Below are 18,138 nucleotides of genomic sequence, written 5' to 3'. Positions count from 1 at the left end.
ACCGAAGGTAGAAATCCGGACCGCCCGAACACGTCCCGCCGCAGCGCTATTCGCTTCTAGTACCGGGGTACTGATCGGTCCTTCAGCGCAGTTCTTCAGATGGCGGGCAGGCTCGCGTCCGGGAACGAGTGGTGCTCGTGGGACACGATCCATCGCTCGTTCTCCTTGCGGAGTCCGAGGGTGAGGCGCAGGCGCCGGGCCGGGTCCTTGGCGAAGTCCTCGGCGGTTCCGCACAGCAGCAGGGCGTGCGCGAAGGCGACGTCAGCGCCGGCGGTGACGTCGAGCGAGACGATCTCGAACGTCGCGCCCTGCGCCTGCCACTCGAAGAAGCCGGGCCACGCCGCCTGGTAGGCGTCGATGCCGCGCAGGCCCTCGTCCGGCGGCGGGACATCGAACATGACGATGTCGGGGGCGTGATCGGCGAGAACGGCGGCCAGGTCGCCCGCGTGCACGGCGGCGGCCCACCGCTCGATCAGAACCCGGATCGTCTTCTCGTCGTCCGACATCGTTCATCGTCCCTTCATCTGGCGCCTCACCAGTACGTTCGGCATCTAGTGAGCCTGCCGAAAACGCGCATGGGACGCAATGGATTCCGCGTCATGTGTGATATATCCCGATGCTTTCCCGCCATCGGGGCGAGAGCCGGGACCGAACCCGCAGGTCGCGAGTCGATCCCGGCAGCTGAGACGGTGGGAAGCGGTCAGGTGCGCACGGCCGCCGGAGCGAGCGTGGAGCGCTTGCGGCTGTAGGCGAAGTACACGATCAGCCCGACCGCGACCCAGACCGCGAACCGCACCCAGGTCAACCCGTCCAACGTCGTCGCCAGCAGCACGCACCCGACGAGCGCGAGCACCGGAACCACCGGCACGAACGGCGTCCGGAACGGCCGCTCCCGCTCGGGCTCGGCCCGGCGCAACACCAGCACGCCGACGCACACCACCGCGAACGCGGACAGCGCCCCGATGTTCACCAGCTCCACCACGATGTCGATCGGCAGCAACCCGGCGATCGTCGCGCAGAACACCCCGAGCACCAGCGTCAGCCGGACCGGCGTGGACCGCTTGCCGGTCTGCGCAAAACCGTAGGGCAGCAGTCGATCTCGGCACATCGCGAACGCCAGCCGGACCTGCGCGTACACGATCATCAGCAGACCCTTGGTCAACGCGATGACCGAGGCGATCACGATGACATTGCCGATCCAGCCGATCTTCAACCCGCCGAACGCGGTCGCGATCGGCGCCCCGTTGTTCAGCGACGCGAACGGCGCGATCCCGGTGAGCACGGCGCTGACCAGCGCGTAGAGCACGGTCGCGATGAGCACCGTGCCGATGATGGCGAACGGCACGTCCTTGCGCGGGTTGCGCGCCTCCTCGGCCGAGGCCGCGACGACATCGAACCCGAGGAACGCGAAGAACGCGATCGCCGCGCCACCCACGATTCCGCTGAAACCGAAGGGCGCGAACGGAGTCCAGTTGTTCACGTCGATATGCGGTGCGCCGACGGCGACCACCAGCACCAGCACGCCGATCGTCACCCCGACGAGCACCTTGGTGATCCGCGCGGTCAGCGAGACCTCGAAAACCAGCACGGCGACGATCACGCAGATGATCAGCACCGCAGGCAGATTCACGATCCCGCCCTCGCCCGGACCGGCCGCGATGGCCTTGGGCACGGTGATGCCGAAGATCGAATCCAGCGCCGACACCGTTGTCCCGGACCAGCCGATCGCGACCGCGGCGCCCGCGATCACGAACTCCAGCAACAGATTCCACCCGACCAGGAACGCGGGCCCTTCGCCGAGCGTGGCATAGGTATAGGTGTAGGCGCTGCCGGAAACCGGCACCATCGCCGCGAGCTCGCTGTAGCAGAGCGCGACCAGCACGCACACCGTCCCGGCCAGCAGGAACGACAGCACGATCGACGGCCCGGCCTTCTCGGCCGCGGCCACGCCGGTGATCACGAAGATGCCCGCGCCGACAATGGTGCCGACCCCCATCGCCGTGAGGTCGATGCGTCCGAGTCTGCGCGCCAGCTTCGGCGCTCCGTCGGTGGTCGCGGTGTCGGGCAGGCGGCGACGCCATCGCTGGGCGGCTGGGGTGGTCATGACTCCCTTATGAGCTCGACTAGCGGGCCGGCCGGGGAGCCGGACCACTAGATCATTCTCATCGAAGTGAGTCAGTCACCGTTAACTGGGTGCAACTGGGTAAGTCGCGCCGCTCGCGCCCCCGCACCCGGATTCGCAGGTGAAACCGGGTGCGGGACCGCGAAGGCACATCTGGGTCAGCTGCTCGACGACGCCGCGAAGGGGGTCGCGACCGGCGCGGCGGCCGGTCGGGAGGGGTGAGTCCACAGCCCCTTGCGCTCCAGGATCGGCAGCACGCCCTCGCCGAACCAGTACGCCTCTTCCAGGTGCGGGTAGCCGGACAGGATGAAGTGGCTGATGCCGAGCTTCGAGTACTCGATCAGCCGCTCGGCCACCTCGGCGTGCGAGCCGACCAGCGCGGTGCCCGCCCCGCCGCGCACCAGCCCGACCCCGGCCCACAGGTTGGGTGCGATCTCCAGCCGGTCGGTGCTGCCGCCGTGCAGCTCCGACATCCGCCGCTGCCCCTCCGACTCGCTGCGCGCCAGGCTCGCCTGCACCCGCTCGACGTCGGCCGGGTCGATGCCCTGGAGCAGTCGATCGGCCTCGGCCCAGGCCTCCTCGGCGGTGTCGCGGCTGATCACGTGGATGCGCAGGCCGTAATCGAGGACGCGGCCCTGATCGACGGCCAGCCTGCGGATCCACTCCAGCTTGCGGCTCACCGCGAGCAGCGGCTCACCCCAGGTGAGGTAGGTGTCGGCGTAGCGGGCCGCGACCGGTCCGGCCGGCGCGGAGGAACCGCCGAAGAACACCGGCGGAATCGGATCGGGCCGGTTGCTCAGCAGCGCGTCGCGGACGTGAATGTGCTCGCCCTCGAAGGTGATCGGCTCGTTCGAGTTCCACAGCTCCTTCACCACGTGCAGGAACTCGCCGGTGCGCGCGTAGCGCTGCTCCTTGTCCAGGAAGTCGCCGTAGGCCTGCTGCTCGTGCGGCTCGCCGCCGGTCACCACGTTCAGCAGCAGCCTGCCCTGCGAATGCCGCTGGAAGGTGCCCGCCATCTGCGCGGCGAGGGTCGGGCTGACCAGGCCGGGACGCAGCGCGACCAGGAACTTCAGCGTCTCGGTGGTGTCGACCATCATCGCCGTGGTGAGCCAGGCGTCCTCGCACCAGGCGCCGGTCGGCGTGAGCACCGCCTCGAAGCCGTTGTCCTCGGCGGCCGCGCCGATCTGGTTCAGGTAGCGCAGGGTCGCGGGCCGGTCACCGGACATGAAGGTGCCGTGCCCGCCCGCGACCAGGCCGCGCGAATCGCCGTAGGTGGGCAGGAACCAGTGGAAGGACAAAGTCATGAAGCCAACTCCTTAGGCCGGGGGATACAGGTCGTTGAAGCGGGTGTCGGTGTAGTCCTTGATATCGACCTTGCGCGGGATGAGCCCCGCGTCGGCGAACGCGTCCGCGACGCTCTGCTCGGCGGCGATGGCCGCGGCGTCGAGCGGATGGTCTTGGTACGGGCCACGTTTGACGACGGTGAGGATGACGTCATAGGGGAGTCCGGTCAGCTCGGCGTAGGTCTTCGCCCACTGCTCGGGGTGCGCGTTGACCCAGACGTGCGCCCGCGCGATGCGGGCGAGCAGGTCACGCAGGGCGGCGGAGGTCGCCTTGCTCTCCAGCGACTTGCTGCCGGCCACGTAGAAGGCATCGCCGGTGACATATCCGTTGCCGTTCACCAGGATTCGCGCGTTCGCCTGCTGCTCGGCCTGCGCGGTGTAGGGATCCCAGATGGCCCAGGCGTCGACCCGGCCGGTGGACAGCGCGGCCAGCGCGTCCGGCGGCTGCAAGTACTGCGGCTCGATCTGATCCCACTTGATGCCCGCCTTGGTCAGCACCGTGAGCAGATGGTGGTGCGCCGAACTGCCCTTGGCCACCGCGATCTTCTTGCCGCGCAACTCTTCCGGGCTGCGCAGCGGCGAATCCTTGGGCACCACGACCGCCTGGCCCTCGGTGCCGGCCCGGTAGCCGCTGACGATCTTGATCCCCGACTTGGCCGCGGCCGCGAACACCGGCGGGGCATTGCCGACGCCGCCGATATCGACCGCGCCGGCGTTGATCGCCTCCAGCATCGGCGGGCCGGATTGATACTGCGACCAGGTGATCTTGTACGGCGTCTTGTCCAGCTCGCCCGCGGCGGTGAGCAGCGCTTGCAGCCCGGTGCCCTTCTGATCGCCCGCGTGCAACGTCACCTGGGACAGGTCGATCGAACCGTCGGGGCGGACCGCCGCGTCCTCGGCCTTGTCCGACCCGCAGGCCGTGCCGACCGCCACGACCAGTGCGAGAGTCGTTGCGAGCAGCAGCCTTCTGGCTTTCATTCGGTTCCTTCCGGTGCCACGCCCAGTTCGGCGAGCAGTGTGTTGCGCAGGGAGAGCAGTTGCGAGTGGTCGTTGCGGCGCGGCCGCGGCAGGTCGATGCGGGACTCGTGGGCGATCCGGCCGTCGCCGAGCACGAGTACCCGGTCGGCCAGACGCAGCGCCTCGTCGACGTCGTGGGTGACCAGCAGGACGCCGGGCTTGCGGCGCTGCCACAGGTCGATGACGAGGCGATGAATGGTGATGCGGGTCAACGCATCCAGGGCGCTGAACGGCTCGTCGAGCAGCAGCAGATCCGGCTCGCGGACCAGAGCGCGAGCGAGGCTGGCGCGTTGCGCCTCGCCGCCGGAGAGGGTGAGCGGCCAGGCGTTCGCGCGCTCGGCGAGGCCGACCTCGGCGAGCGCGGCCCGGGCGGCGGCCTTCGGGTCGTCGTGGCGCAGACCGAGAAACACGTTGGCCAGCACGCGTTTCCACGGCACGAGGCGCGGTTCCTGGAAGGCGACGGCGATGGTGCCTTGCGTATCCAGCTCGCCTTGGACACCTCGATCGAGGCCCGCGAGCGCACGCAACAGGGTGGACTTGCCCGACCCGCTGCGACCGAGCAGCGCGACGAATTCGCCTGGCGCGATGTCGAGATCGAGTCCGTCGAGCACGCGGCGTCCGTCGAACTCGCGGACCACTCCGCGTACTCGCGCGACCGGTGTTTTCGGCTCATCCTTGGAAGTCTTTGCGGCCGAACGGCCTTCGGTCCGGTTCGTGGAGGTCGCCGAGCCGTTTGCCGGCTCTGCGGCGGTCGGTGTCTCCGGATGGTCGGTATCGATCAGCTCTTCGGTAATCACTGTCCCAGGAATCCGCGTCGCCATGCCAGCGCCTTCCTCTCGATCAATCGGACGAACGCGTCGGTCAGCAGACCGAGCACGCAGTACACGAGCAGGCCGACCACGATGACGTCGGTGCGCAGGAACTCGCGCGCGTCGTTGATCAGAAACCCGAGTCCCGCATCGGCATTGACCTGCTCGGCCACGATCAACGCCAGCCAGGCGATACCCAGCGACTGCCGCAACCCGACCAGGATCTGGGGCAGCGCGCCCGGCAGCACGATGTGCCCGATGACGGCGATCCGGCCCAGCTGCTGTACCTGCGCGAGTTCGGCCAGCTTGCCGTCCACCCCGCGGATGCCGGCGAAAGTATTGAGATACAACGGAATCGCCGTGCCGAATGCGACCAGCACCACCTTCGGCAGCTCGCCGATGCCGAACCACAGGATCAGCAACGGAATCAACCCGTAGAACGGCACCGTGCGCAGCATCTGCATCGGCGGATCGACGACGTACTCGCCGACCGTGCTCAGCCCGGCGAGCACGGCCAGGCCGATGCCAAGCACCGCCCCGATCACGAAGCCGGTCGCCGCCCGGCCCAGCGACACGGTGATCGCTTCCTGCAATGTCCCGGCCTGCAACAGGTCCCCGGTGGTGCGCACGATCGTCAGCGGCGAGGCCAGAAGTCGTTCCGGCAGTGCGCCGCTCACGCTGGCCACCTGCCACGCGATCACCAGGACCAGCGGGCTGACCACCCGCAACCAGATCTTGCGCGGTCGCCACCGAGCCGCCGACCGAACCCGAATCGGTGTCGGCTCCACAACAATTGATGACACGCAACACCTCGGGTTGGGGGCAAGATCTCCGCAGCGCACTGAGCACGCCGCAGTCCTCCATGCTGTGCGCCCGGCGCGGCGGAGTCACCGTTTCAAACCAGCACGGTTTTAATTGGGTGCTCGTCCGTCAGCATGTTTCCAGCAACCGGGACTAGACGTAACCTCGGATAACACGTAACCTCGACGGGAGTTCTCGGTCGAAGGTGATCGAGGCGTGACCAGACGAAACGGATTCCTCAATGACGCGGCATGTCGACGTACTGATCATCGGCGCCGGCCTCTCCGGTATCGGCATGGCCTGCCACCTCACCCGCGAGCAAACCGGGCGCAGCTACGCGATCCTGGAGCGCCGCAGCGCGATCGGCGGCACCTGGGACCTGTTCCGGTACCCCGGCATCCGGTCCGACTCGGACATGCTCACCTTCGGCTACGGTTTCCGCCCCTGGATCGGCACCAAGGTGCTCGCCGACGGCCCGCACATCCGCCAGTACGTCGAGGACACCGCTGTCGAATACGGCGTCAAGGAGCACATCCACTTCGGCCGCAAGGTCACCACCGCCCGCTGGTCGAGCGCGGCGGGCATCTGGACGGTCGAGGCGCTCGACGAGCAGACCGGCGCCGTCGAGACCTTCACCAGCAATTTCCTGGTCGGTTGTACCGGCTACTACGACTACGACAACGGCTTCCGCCCGGAATTCCCCGGCGAGGCCGACTTCGGCGGGCAGATCGTGCACCCGCAGCATTGGCCCGAGGGGCTCGACTACCGCGGCAAGCGGGTCGTGGTGATCGGCAGCGGCGCCACCGCGATCACCCTGGTCCCGGCGATGAGCGAGGATGCCGCGCACGTCACCATGCTGCAACGTTCGCCCACCTACATCACCGCGCTGCCCGCCGACGACCCGGTCGCGGTCGGCCTGAAGCTGGCCAGGGTGCCGGCCAAACTGGCCTATCGAACCGGCCGGGCGCGCAATATCGCGTTGCAGCGCGCCAGCTTTCAGCTCTCCCGCACCAATCCCGCCGCGTCGAAGAAGGTACTGCTCGGCGCGGTGCGGATGTGGCTCGGCTCGGACATCGACATGCGGCACTTCACCCCGTCCTACGATCCGTGGGACCAGCGGTTGTGCGTGGTGCCCAGCGGTGACCTGTTCAAGGTGCTGCGCAGTGGCAAGGCGTCCATCGTCACCGACCGCATCGAATCGTTCACCGAGACCGGCATCCGCCTGGTCTCGGGCGAGGAACTGCCCGCCGACCTGGTGATCAGCGCGACCGGCCTGCGCGTGCAGATGCTCGGCGGCGCCACCCTGGAGGTGGACGGCGAGCCCGTGGTCACCCGCGACCGGGTCGTCTACAAGGGCGCGATGCTCGACGGCGTGCCGAACGCGATGATGGTGCTCGGCTACACCAACGCCTCGTGGACGCTCAAAGCCGACCTGGCCGCCGAATACTTCTGCCGCGTGCTCAACCACATGAAGTCCGGTGGATTCACCAAAGTCGTTGCGGTGGCCGAAGAAGGCGACCGTGCCGCCGAGTCGGTCATGGGCGGCGCGCTCACCTCCGGCTACATCCAGCGCGGCGACGCGGTGATGCCCCGGCAGGGCACCCGCGGCCCGTGGCAAGTCATCAACAACTACTTCCGCGATCGCAAGATGCTCCGCAAGGGACCGATCGAAGACGACGTCCTCACCTTCGCCCGCAGCGCGAACGAATCCAAGGATCGCCCGCTGGTCGAGACCCGCACCGCCTGAGCCGCACACTTCCTGATCTCCCGCACAGCCAATCGCATGCGATTCGCTGTGCGGGAGATCAAAGGGTGTGCGTGTGCACGTTCAGGTAGTGGTTCAGGTGGGTGGCGGCGTTGAGCATGGCCAGGCCCTGGGTGGTGAGCTTTTGTTGCCAGTCGGCCAGGGCCGCGGCCAATGCTTCTGTGCCGCCTGCGGTTCGGATCTGTTCGATCACCGTGCGGATGTGGTCCAGGGGGTAGCCGCCGCGGCGGAGTAGGTCGGCGAGGTGGGCGTCGCGGAGATCGCTTGCGTCGTAACGGCGATAGCCGGTGGACGGGTCGCGGGCCGGGGCGAGGATGCCCGCGCCTTCCCAGTTGCGCAGGGTCGCGGGGGTGACCCGAAGTTGGTGTGCGAGTTCGCCGATGGTTCGGGTGTCGGCGGATAGGTCTGCGACGGTGGGGGATTCGGCGGTCAGGTGCGCCACCGCCTTTCGCACCGTATCGAGAGTCTCTCTGTCGCGCAGTAATTGGCTGTGGCCGCGGTCGATCGCTATCAGCACACCCTCGACTCCGGCATCGTGGAGTGCGTTCATGATCTGGCCACTTGCCGAGTGCCCGTAGGCCGGGATCAGCGCGAGGTAGGTCTGCAGCGCGGCCGCATGCACCTCGGTGTAGATGCGGTAGCCGCTGGCGGTGCGTTCGGCGGGCGGGATGCATCCGTCCTGCTCATAATTGCGGACGGCTTGGGTCGATAGGCCGTGCTCGCGCGCTAGGTCGGCTGGTCGCAGGGTACTCACTGGTTTGAGACTTTACCGGAGTGCTGAGCGGTCAGCGCGCACAAAAGTCTCAACCGTTCTTTCAACGATATGATTCAGACACATGAGTCAGAACATTCGGGACTTCGTACCCACACCATGTGACCTGGTTGCGCTGGGCGAACCGACGCATCAGGAACCGGCTTTCCAATTGGTCCGCAACGAACTGTTCGCGCAACTGGCCGACCTCGGGTTCCGATCGATCGCCCTCGAAACCGACCGGATCGCCGCGCTCGCCGTGAACGATTACGTCCAAGCGGGCATCGGCACCCTCGAGTCCGTGCTGAACGAAGGCTTCTCGCACGGCTGGGGAAAGCTGGAGGGCAACCGGCAACTGGTCGCCTGGATGCGCGAATACAACCGGCACCGGCCGCTGGAAGAACAACTGAGCTTCCACGGCTTCGACGGGCAGACCGAGAACACCACCGCCCAAAGTCCGCGTCGCTACCTCGAATACGCCCGCGACTACCTGCAATCCGATCTCGACCTCGCGAGTCTGCTCGGCGACGACGAACTCTGGCACCGCGAGGAGGCAATCCTGGACGCCACCAAGTCGATCGGCGCCACGGCCGAGGCCGACCAGCTGCGCTCGATCGCGCACGACCTGCTCGTCTCGCTCGAACGACGCGCGCCAGAACTGATCGACCGCACGTCGCACGCCGAGTGGCGAAGGGCCAGAACATATCTCACCGCCGGCATCGGCCTGCTCCGCTACCACCGGCAGGCCGCCAGGCAGCTCGACCTGGACGCCCGGATATCCCTGCTGTCGTCCACCCGCGACGCGATCATGGCCCAGAACCTGCTCGACATCCGCGGCCTCGAGGCCGGTCGCGGCGGGACGCTGGCGCACGCGCACAACTTCCATCTGCGGCGGCACCCCGGCACGATGAAGGTGGCGGGCATGGTCCTCGACTGGGTCGGCGTCGGCGCGATCGTCGGGGCGCTGTGGGGTGAGCAGTACACGTTCATCGCGGGCAGCCTGGGGTGCAGCGCCGGTCTGGATCTGCCGGCGCCGGAGCCGGATACGTTCGAGGGTTCGCTGCAAAGCCGAATCGGCACTTGGGGTTTGGCGTCGGCCGCCACGATCGCCGGCGCTCGTGTGCAGACCGGTACCACTCCGGAGAAGGGCTACTTCCCGCTGGACAACGCGACGCTCGAGACAGCGGACACGGTCCTGCACATCGGTGACAGCTCGACTGTCACACCTGGTCGGATTGCGGGTTGACCTGTAACCCATCGACGATGAGATCGAGGATGCGCGCGGCCCGTTCGGCGCCGCCGTTCTCGGGGTCGATCCGCCAGAGAACGCTCAGCTGCAGCAGTACATCCTCGGGATCGAGGTCGGGCTTGAGCGCGCCCGCTGCGACACCCCGTTCGAGCAGCAGGCCGATCGCGCCCACGAACGGGCGGTAGTACTCGTCGTCGAGCCCCCCGTTGGTCGCCGCGTGAATGACCTCGGCGACACCGTATTTCAGCTGTCCGTAGCGAGCGACCTCGTCGAACCATAGTCGCAACGCGGTCAGCGGCGGATGTCTGTCCAGTAGCGTCGGCGCGAGATCGATCAGGTCCTGGATGTCGTGCTGGTAGAGCGCGACGATCAGCGATTCCCGATTCGGGAAGTGCCGGTACAGCGTCCCGATGCCGACCCCGGCCTGCTTGGCGATCGCCGTCAGCGACGTGCCGCCGGAAACGGTGAACGCGTCCCTGGCGGCGACGAGGACGCGTTCGCGATTCGTTCGGGCATCAGCTCTGGCCTGCTTCGGCGTGTCCACCAATGTCGGCGCTCCATCCATACACACTTTGCCCATACACACACTTTTGCTAAACGGAGGGCCCTCCGGTACGCTCGCAGGCAATACCGGAGGGGTCTCCGTTTCATTCTCGCACAGGCGTTCCGAACACATTGGAGGACGACGATGGGTGAGTTGGTTCTGGTAACCGGGGGGAGTGGCTACGTCGCGGGATGGTGCATCGTCGAGCTGCTGGAACGCGGCTACGACGTGCGCACGACCGTGCGTGCCGCAGACAAGGAGGCGGCCGTCATCTCGGCCGTGTCCACCGCGGTCGACCCGGCCGGGCGGCTGAGCTTCGCCGTCGCCGACCTGACCTCGGACGAGGGCTGGGAGGCCGCGGTCAAGGACGTCGACTATGTGCTGCACGTCGCCTCGCCGCTGGGGCGTAACGCCGACGATGTGGACGCGCTGATCGACGCGGCCCGCGGCGGCGCGCTACGGGTGCTGCGCGCGGCCACCGCGGGCGGGGTGAAGCGGGTGGTCCTGACCTCGGCGGCGAACGCTTCGAGCCCCTCGTCCTACGCGACCGACGGCATCACCGACGAGACGCTGTGGACCGATCCCGACGATCCGACGCTGATCCCGTACCGCCGGTCCAAGACCCTCGCCGAGCGTGCGGCCTGGGATTTCATGGCCGACTACGACGGCCCGACCGAGCTGACCACCATCCTGCCCGGCGCGGTCTTCGGCCCCATCCTGACCACCAGCACCACCGGGTCGGTCGACATCGTCGCCCGCATGGTCGGCGGCAAGCTGCCCGGCGTCCCGCGCATCGGACTGGAAATCGTCGACGTCCGCGACCTCGCCGACATCCACATCCGGGCGATGACCGAACCCGCCGCCGCCGGCGAACGCTTCCTCGCCACCGGCGAATTCATGTGGATGCGCGACATGGCCCGCACCCTGCGCGAGGGCCTCGGCTCCCGCGGCAAGCAGGTCTCCACCCGCCAACTGCCCGACTTCGCGGTCAAGCTCGCCGCCCGCCTCAGCGACGCTTCCCTCGGCGAGATCACCCCCGCCCTGGGTCGCCGCAACCGGCACAGCACCGATAAGGCCAAACGCGTCCTCGGCTGGGCGCCCCGCCCCGCCAACCAGGCCGTGCTCGACTGCGCCAACAGCCTGATCGAACACGACGCAGCCTGATCACCGCCGCGCTCCCCTCGTAGCCGCCCTTACCTGACATCGCCTGCAGTGTTGACAGTTTCGGGCGGCTCCCGCGGAGCGCAGATGCGCTGATCCGCGCCGCGCAGATCGACCAGCATGAGAGATCACTGGCAAGCATTCCGCCGCATCCCCTTCACCTGAACCCGCTCCGGCATCCGTGCGACTCGCCGCAGCGAGGGTCCCGTTCGACGCCGCGTGCCGCCGCGGCCGGGACGTGGTGGAGGGGATTCTCGGGATTCGGGTCAGTGGAGGTCCCGTTTGGTGCTCAGTGGGACGTGGCGGGGTGCTTTGTTGGGAAATGGTTCAGTTAGGGGCTGTTTGGTGGGAGGTGGGGATGCGGGAGACTGGCGGGATGCGCGTGGTGGTGGTCAATCGGGGTGAGGTGGCGGTTCGGGTTTTGCGGGCGGTTCGGGAGCGTTGGGGTGGGACGCTGGCGGTGTTCGTGGGTGGGGAACGGGATGCGTTGCACGTTCGGTTGGCGGACGATGCGGTGCAGCTTTCCGGGGTGGGTGCTGCTGCTTATCTAGATGTCGCCGGGGTGGTGTCGGCTGCGCGGAAGGCGGGGCCGGGGGCGTTGGTGCATCCGGGGTATGGGTTCCTCAGTGAGAGTGCGGAACTTGCTTCGGCTTGTGCCGCGGCGGAACTCGTTTTCGTGGGGCCAGCGCCGGAAGTGTTGCGGACCTTCGGCGACAAGATTGCTGCGCGGGCGGCGGCGGAGCGGGCCGGGGTGCAGGTGTTGGCGGCGACGTCGAGTGGTGCGGGGGTCGCCGAGATCGCGGCTTTGCTTGCCGCGCATCCGGATGGGGTGATGGTGAAGGCGGCTGCCGGTGGTGGCGGGCGTGGGATGCGGGAAGTGCGGGACGCGGAGTCGCTGGGGGAGGCGTATGAGCGGTGCCGGGCGGAGGCCTTGGCCGGGTTCGGTGATGACACCGTCTATGCGGAAGCGCTGGTTGCCGATGCGCGGCATATCGAGGTGCAGGTGGTTGCCGATGGGGAACGCGCGATCGCCCTCGGCGACCGGGATTGCAGCGTGCAGCGGCGACACCAGAAGCTGATCGAAGTGGCACCCGCGCCCGATCTTGCTGCGGCACTGCGGGAACGGCTGCACGGTGACGCGGTGCGCCTCGCGGAATCGGTGGGTTGCCGCGGCGTGATCACCGTCGAGTTCCTCGTGCGCGGTGACGATGCCTGGTTCCTCGAGGTGAACCCGCGACTACAGGTCGAGCACACCGTCACCGAAGAGGTGATGGGCGTGGATCTTGTGGCGATCCAACTGGATCTGGCGCAGGGCCGCACCCTCGCGGACCTCGAGCTGCCCACCGGCGCACCGCGCGGCTATGCCGTGCAGGCCCGCGTGAACGCCGAAATCGTCACCGCGGGTGGCGATGTGCTGCCGAGCACCGGCACCGTGGCCCAGTTCGCCGCACCGACCGGCGTCGGCGTGCGCGTCGACACCGCCGCCTACACCGGCATGCGGCAAGGGGCGCAGTTCGATTCGCTGCTGGCCAAGGTGATCGCCCGCGGCCCCTCGTATTCCGCTGCGCTGCGCCGGTGTTCGGACGCACTGGCCGAAACCGTGGTCGCCGGCATCGATACGAACGCGGCACTGCTGCGCGCGACACTGGACGAGCTGTCCGCCGGGACCACCGTCTCGACCGAGTGGTTCGAACAGAATCTGCACGAACTCGTCACCCGGGCAATCGATTACGCGCCCGCCCCGCACCTCGAACCGGCCGCCGCAGTGGTCCCGGATTCCGTCGACCTGCAAGACGACGAACAGACCCTCCGCTCACCCATGGGTGGCACCGTGGTCAGCCTCGTCGAGCCGGGCTCCGTCGTCGCGGCCGGCGCCGAGGTCGCCGTTCTGGAAGCCATGAAGATGCAGCACGTCCTGCGCGCCGAACAACCGCTGCTCGTCCGGCGACACGTCGCGGAACCCGGCGCAACGGTGGATCCACATGCGCCCCTGCTGATCTGGACCGAAGCCGACCACGACGGAACCGTAGCCGACATCGCGGCCATCGACCTCGACACCGTCCGCCCGGACCTGGCCGAGGTGCGCGACCGCCACCGTATCGGCCTGGACGAGGCCCGGCCCGCCGCCGTCGCCAAACGCCACCGACTGGGCCGGCGCACCGCCCGCGAGAACATCACCGACCTCGTCGACGACGACAGCTTCGTCGAATACGGCGCCCTCGCCGTCGCCGCCCAGCGACTGCGCCGCAGCCCCGAAGACCTGATCGCGAACACCCCCGCCGACGGCCTGATCGGCGGCATCGCCACCGTCAACGCCGACCGCTTCGGCACCGACCACACTCGCGTGGTCGTGCTCTCCTACGACTACACCGTCATGGCGGGCACCCAGGGCTACCGCGGTCACGCAAAGACCGACCGCATGCTGGAAATGGCTGCCACCCAAAGCCTTCCGGTAATTTTCTGCACCGAGGGCGGCGGCGGACGTCCCGGCGACACCGACACCGGCGGCATCTCCGGCCTCGACTTCACCACCTTCCACACCATGGGCGCGCTGTCCGGCCGAGTCCCGTTGATCGGCATCGTGTCCGGCCGCTGCTTCGCGGGCAATGCCGCCCTGCTCGGCATGTGCGACGTCGTGATCGCCACTCCGGACGCCAACATCGGCATGGGCGGCCCCGCCATGATCGAGGGCGGCGGACTGGGGGTCTACGCCCCCGAGGACATCGGCCCGATCGAGGTCCAGCGCCGCAACGGTGTCGTGCACATCGTCGCCGCCGACGAAGCCGAGGCCATCCGCATCGCCAAGCGCTACCTCGCCTATTTCCAAGGCCCAGTGGATGATTGGACCGCACCGGACCCGCGCCTGGCCCGCCACGTGATCCCGGAGAACCGGCTGCACGCCTTCGACATCCACGCCGCCATCGAAGCCGTCGCCGACGTCGACTCCGTCCTCGAACTACGCCCCGACTGGGCCGTCGGCATCGTCACCGCCCTGATCCGCGTCGAGGGCCACACCTACGGCCTCATCGCCAACAACTGCCACCACCTCGGCGGCGCCATCGACGCCCCCGCCGCCGACAAACTCAGCAGCTTCCTGCGCCTGTGCGGAGCCCACCAGCTGCCGATCGTGTCCCTCTGCGACACACCAGGTTTCATGGTGGGGCCGGACGCCGAAAAAGACGCCACCGTAACCAAATTCAGCCGCCTCTTCATCGACGCGGCCGCACTCTCCGTCCCCTGGGGCACCGTCATCCTGCGCAAGGGTTACGGCCTCGGCGCGCAAGCGATGGCCGCCGGTTCCTTCCGCGCGCCCCGTTTCGTGATCGCCTGGCCCACCGGCGAAATCGGCGGCATGGGCCTGGAAGGCGCTGTCCGCCTTGGCTTCGCAAAGGAACTCGCCGCCATCGAGGACCCGGCCAAACAAAAGGAAGCCTTCGACAACCTGGTCACCCTCGCCTACGCCACCGGCAAAGCCTTGACCGCCGCCACCCTCCTGGAACTCGACGACGTCATCGACCCCGCCGACACCCGCCGCTGGATCCGCACCCTCCGCTGAACTACTGGAGCGCGGTTTCCAAGGCGTCCACCAGGTTTCGGGCGCGCAGGTCGAGCGCGCCTTCGACGATGTAGTTGGTGACGTAGGCGAAGGCGAGCTTGCGTTCGGGGTCGGCGTAGCCGAGGGAACCGCCACGGCCGGGGTGGCCGAAGGTGTTCGGGCCGCCCAGGGTGAGATCGGCGATCGGCAGCATGAAGCCGCTGGCGTAGCGGTCCGGCAGCATGATGACCCGGTCGAGGCCGCTGGTCTGTTCGCGGATGGCGGCGGTGAGGGTTTCGGCGGTGAGCAAGCGCTCGCCGTCGACCGCACCGACCAGCGCGGCATACAACCGGGCCAACCCGCGAGCGGTGCCGATACCGTTGCTCGCCGGTATCTCCGCGGCATGCACTGCGGGAGAATTGAAGTCGATGTCCGGCGGGTCGGTGATCTGAAAAGCCCGGTTCGCCAACGACTCCGGGTCGCGCATCGCCGCGACCATCGGCCGCAGTTGCTCCGGGATAAGCTCATCCGGGACCGAATCCAGATCCGGCTTCGGCGCGAACACCAACCGGCTGACCCGATCCCGTTGCGCCGCAGGCAAACCGATGAAGAAATCGACGTCGTACGGCCCCGCGATTTCCTCGGCAAGGAACTGCCCAACGGTCCGTCCGGTGATACGGCGGATCACCTCACCGACCAGCCACCCGAACGTCCGCCCGTGATAACCGTGATCGGTGCCCGGCGTCCAGTTCGGCGTCTGCGCGGCCAGCGCATCGACCATCGGCGTCCACGCCAGCGCATCGGCCAGCGGCACCGGCTTGTCGATCGCCGCGAGCCCCGCCTGATGCGTCAGCAACCAGCGCACCGGAATCTCGCCCTTGCCCGCGGCCGCGAACTCCGGCCAGTACCGCGCGACGGGCGCGTCCAGGTCGAGCAGACCGCGCTGGACCAGCAGGTGCGCCGCCGCCGTGACCACCCCTTTGGTCGCTGAGTAGACCAACTGAAGCTTGTCGCGCTCCCACGGCCGCCCCGCCTCGGGATCGGCGAGCCCACCCCACAGATCGACCACCGGCTGCCCGTCCCGATATACACATACGGCCGCCCCGATATCGCCCTGATCGGCGAAGTTCGCGGCAAACGCGTCCCGTACCGCCGCGAAACCAGGTGCAACCGTTCCGTCGATTGTCATGAACCCCAGCATGTCACGCGCGTAGCCACCGCCGCATCGAACTTTTTCCCGGATGTCCGAGAATGATCAGCAGCGCCGACGTTCCTGATGAGCGGCACCACACGGTGCCGCCGACCCAGAGGAGTTGCGATGAAATACATGATCCTGAGCTACGGCTCGCAGCAGGACTACGACGGCATGGCGGGCAAGGACACCGGCAAACCGGCGTGGACCGCCGAGGAATTCACCGCCATGGTCCAGTTCATGACCGAGTTCAACCGGGGCCTCGAGGAGTCCGGCGAACTGATCGAGACTCGCGGGCTGGCCGAGCCGGTGCACACTCGGCGGATCGGCGGCAAGGGCGGCGCGCTGGTGACCGACGGACCGTACGCGGAGACCCAGGAGGTGCTCGCCGGCTACTGGATCGTCGAATGTGAAAGCTTCGACCGCGCCACCGAGATCGCGGCCCAGCTCGGCAAGTGCCCGGCGCCCGCCCACCTCGCCGACACGGCCTACGCGGACGTGCGGCCGATCGCCGAGGCGGCGCCCGAGTTCGGCTGACATGCCGAACAACCAAGTGGCGGACCTGCTGCGCGTCTCGGCGCCGCAGGTCCTCGCCGCGCTGGTCCGCCGCTACGGCCACTTCGACACCGCCGAGGACGCGGTGCAGGAAGCGCTGCTTGCCGCCGCGACGCAATGGCCCGATCAAGGCCTTCCGGACAATCCGCGCGCCTGGCTGATCACCGTCGCGTCCCGCCGAATGACCGACCTGTTGCGCAGCGAGCAGGCCCGCAAACAGCGCGAGGAGACCGTCGCCCGCTGGGCGCTGCCGCAGGACTGGCTGACCCCACCCGCCGACCGGCAGCCGACGGACTCCGACGACACCCTGATCCTGCTCTTCCTGTGCTGCCACCCGGCGCTCTCGCCGCCGTCGCAGGTCGCGCTCACCTTGCGCGCGGTCGGCGGCCTGACCACCGCCGAGATCGCCCGCGCCTTCCTGGTCCCCGAACCGACCATGACCAAGCGCATCAGCCGAGCCAAGAAGACGATCAAGGACAGCGGCGTCCCGTTCGCCCCGCCGTCCGTCGGCGACCGCGACGCCCGCCTCGCCGCGGTGCTGCACGTGCTCTACCTGATCTTCACCGAGGGTTACGCCGCCACCGCCGGCGCGAGCCTGCACCGCGTCGAATTGTCCACGGAGGCAATCCGGCTCACCCGCCTGGTGCATCGCCTGCTGCCCGGCGACGCCGAGGTGGCCGGACTGCTCGCGCTGTTGCTGCTCACCGACGCCCGCCGCGAAGCGCGCACCGGACCCGGCGGGGAACTGATTCCGATGGCGGATCAGGATCGCGGTCGATGGAATGCCGAGTTCATCACCGAGGGCATCGCGCTGATCACCGCGTCGCTGCCGCGCGGTGTCCCCGGCCCGTACCAACTCCAGGCCGCGATCGCCGCGCTGCACGACGAGGCGCCGAGCTACCCGGACACCGACTGGCCGCAGATCATGCTGCTTTACGAACGCCTGCTCGCCCTCGTCGACAATCCGATGATCGCGCTCAACCACGCCGCCGCGGTATCGATGGCCCGCGGACCGCACGCGGCATTGAAACTCGTCGACGACCTGGAAGCCGACGGTCGCCTCACCGACGACCACCGCCTGCACGCCGTGCGCGCCCACCTGCTGGAAACCATCGGCGACACCGCGGCCGCCCGCGCCGCGTATCTGCTGGCCGCGCAACACACCATGAGCATCCCGCAGCAGCGCTACCTGCACGCCCGCGCCGCCCGCCTGCCAGGGGAGACCTCCGGCTGAACCTGTCGGTGCCGCCCGGAATACTCGACTGCTGTCGCCCTATAACCGTCACCAGGAGGA

Annotated in this window: 15 protein-coding genes; 6 read left to right on the top strand and 9 right to left on the bottom strand. The window is 68.3% G+C overall.

The annotated features are described in order from the left end of the window. Positions 1–95: 95 nt before the first annotated feature. The 6 genes from AB0M22_RS23785 to AB0M22_RS23760 form a co-directional block, all read right to left on the bottom strand. Positions 96–506, bottom strand: a complete 411-nt coding sequence (locus AB0M22_RS23785; RefSeq protein ID WP_364730732.1) for an SgcJ/EcaC family oxidoreductase — start codon at positions 504–506, stop codon at positions 96–98. A gap of 194 nt (positions 507–700) precedes the next feature. Continuing rightward, on the bottom strand, positions 701–2,104 hold the full coding sequence (locus tag AB0M22_RS23780; RefSeq protein WP_364730729.1) for an amino acid permease: 1,404 nt from the start codon (positions 2,102–2,104) through the stop codon (positions 701–703). 176 nt (positions 2,105–2,280) lie between these two features. Continuing rightward, the gene (locus AB0M22_RS23775; RefSeq protein WP_364730726.1) at positions 2,281–3,426 is read right to left on the bottom strand and encodes an LLM class flavin-dependent oxidoreductase; all 1,146 of its coding nucleotides are present in this window, start codon (positions 3,424–3,426) and stop codon (positions 2,281–2,283) included. 12 nt (positions 3,427–3,438) lie between these two features. Beyond that, positions 3,439–4,443: an ABC transporter substrate-binding protein gene (locus AB0M22_RS23770; RefSeq protein ID WP_364730723.1), complete on the bottom strand. Its 1,005-nt coding sequence runs from the start codon at positions 4,441–4,443 to the stop codon at positions 3,439–3,441. Then, the gene (locus AB0M22_RS23765) at positions 4,440–5,303 is read right to left on the bottom strand and encodes an ATP-binding cassette domain-containing protein (RefSeq protein WP_364730720.1); all 864 of its coding nucleotides are present in this window, start codon (positions 5,301–5,303) and stop codon (positions 4,440–4,442) included. Before AB0M22_RS23765 ends, AB0M22_RS23770 begins: the two co-directional genes overlap by 4 nt. After that, positions 5,276–6,094 carry an ABC transporter permease gene (locus AB0M22_RS23760; RefSeq protein ID WP_364730717.1) on the bottom strand — a complete coding sequence of 273 codons (819 nt, stop codon included), beginning with the start codon at positions 6,092–6,094 and terminating at the stop codon, positions 5,276–5,278. The genes AB0M22_RS23765 and AB0M22_RS23760 overlap by 28 nt, the downstream gene beginning before the upstream one ends. Before the next feature lie 239 nt (positions 6,095–6,333). Here AB0M22_RS23760 and AB0M22_RS23755 point away from each other — a divergent pair, with 239 nt between their 5' ends. Continuing rightward, positions 6,334–7,839: an NAD(P)/FAD-dependent oxidoreductase gene (locus AB0M22_RS23755; protein ID WP_364730714.1), complete on the top strand. Its 1,506-nt coding sequence runs from the start codon at positions 6,334–6,336 to the stop codon at positions 7,837–7,839. Between the two features lie 58 nt (positions 7,840–7,897). On the opposite strand, the gene AB0M22_RS23750 is transcribed toward AB0M22_RS23755, so the two are convergent. Next, on the bottom strand, positions 7,898–8,611 hold the full coding sequence (locus AB0M22_RS23750) for a TioE family transcriptional regulator (protein ID WP_364730711.1): 714 nt from the start codon (positions 8,609–8,611) through the stop codon (positions 7,898–7,900). Positions 8,612–8,693: 82 nt separating this feature from the next. Between AB0M22_RS23750 and AB0M22_RS23745 the strand changes: the two genes are divergently transcribed. After that, positions 8,694–9,854: an erythromycin esterase family protein gene (locus tag AB0M22_RS23745; RefSeq protein ID WP_364730708.1), complete on the top strand. Its 1,161-nt coding sequence runs from the start codon at positions 8,694–8,696 to the stop codon at positions 9,852–9,854. On the opposite strand, the gene AB0M22_RS23740 is transcribed toward AB0M22_RS23745, so the two are convergent. Then, complete coding sequence (locus AB0M22_RS23740) at positions 9,829–10,401, bottom strand: TetR/AcrR family transcriptional regulator (RefSeq protein ID WP_364730706.1); 573 nt, start codon at positions 10,399–10,401, stop codon at positions 9,829–9,831. The two genes, AB0M22_RS23745 and AB0M22_RS23740, sit on opposite strands and share 26 nt — an antisense overlap. 144 nt (positions 10,402–10,545) lie before the next feature. Here AB0M22_RS23740 and AB0M22_RS23735 point away from each other — a divergent pair, with 144 nt between their 5' ends. Together AB0M22_RS23735 and AB0M22_RS23730 are read left to right on the top strand one after the other, a co-directional pair. Continuing rightward, positions 10,546–11,565, top strand: a complete 1,020-nt coding sequence (locus AB0M22_RS23735; RefSeq protein WP_364730702.1) for an NAD-dependent epimerase/dehydratase family protein — start codon at positions 10,546–10,548, stop codon at positions 11,563–11,565. Positions 11,566–11,938: 373 nt separating this feature from the next. Further along, positions 11,939–15,118, top strand: coding sequence for a carboxyl transferase domain-containing protein (locus tag AB0M22_RS23730; protein WP_364731934.1), 3,180 nt, complete (start codon positions 11,939–11,941; stop codon positions 15,116–15,118). Position 15,119: 1 nt separating this feature from the next. Here the strand turns inward: AB0M22_RS23730 and AB0M22_RS23725 are convergent, their stop codons facing one another. Beyond that, positions 15,120–16,286, bottom strand: a complete 1,167-nt coding sequence (locus AB0M22_RS23725) for a serine hydrolase domain-containing protein (RefSeq protein ID WP_364730699.1) — start codon at positions 16,284–16,286, stop codon at positions 15,120–15,122. Between the two features lie 129 nt (positions 16,287–16,415). Between AB0M22_RS23725 and AB0M22_RS23720 the strand changes: the two genes are divergently transcribed. After that, positions 16,416–16,826, top strand: coding sequence for a YciI family protein (locus AB0M22_RS23720; RefSeq protein WP_364730696.1), 411 nt, complete (start codon positions 16,416–16,418; stop codon positions 16,824–16,826). 1 nt (position 16,827) lies between these two features. Further along, positions 16,828–18,078 (top strand): sigma-70 family RNA polymerase sigma factor, encoded by a 1,251-nt coding sequence (locus tag AB0M22_RS23715; RefSeq protein WP_364730693.1) that lies wholly within the window; start codon positions 16,828–16,830, stop codon positions 18,076–18,078. Positions 18,079–18,138: the final 60 nt, after the last annotated feature.

Source organism: Nocardia sp. NPDC051756 (genome assembly GCF_040681495.1).
Classification (GTDB): domain Bacteria; phylum Actinomycetota; class Actinomycetes; order Mycobacteriales; family Mycobacteriaceae; genus Nocardia.
Note: the sequence above shows the minus strand (reverse complement) of the source record. Positions and strands in the feature narration are given on the sequence as shown.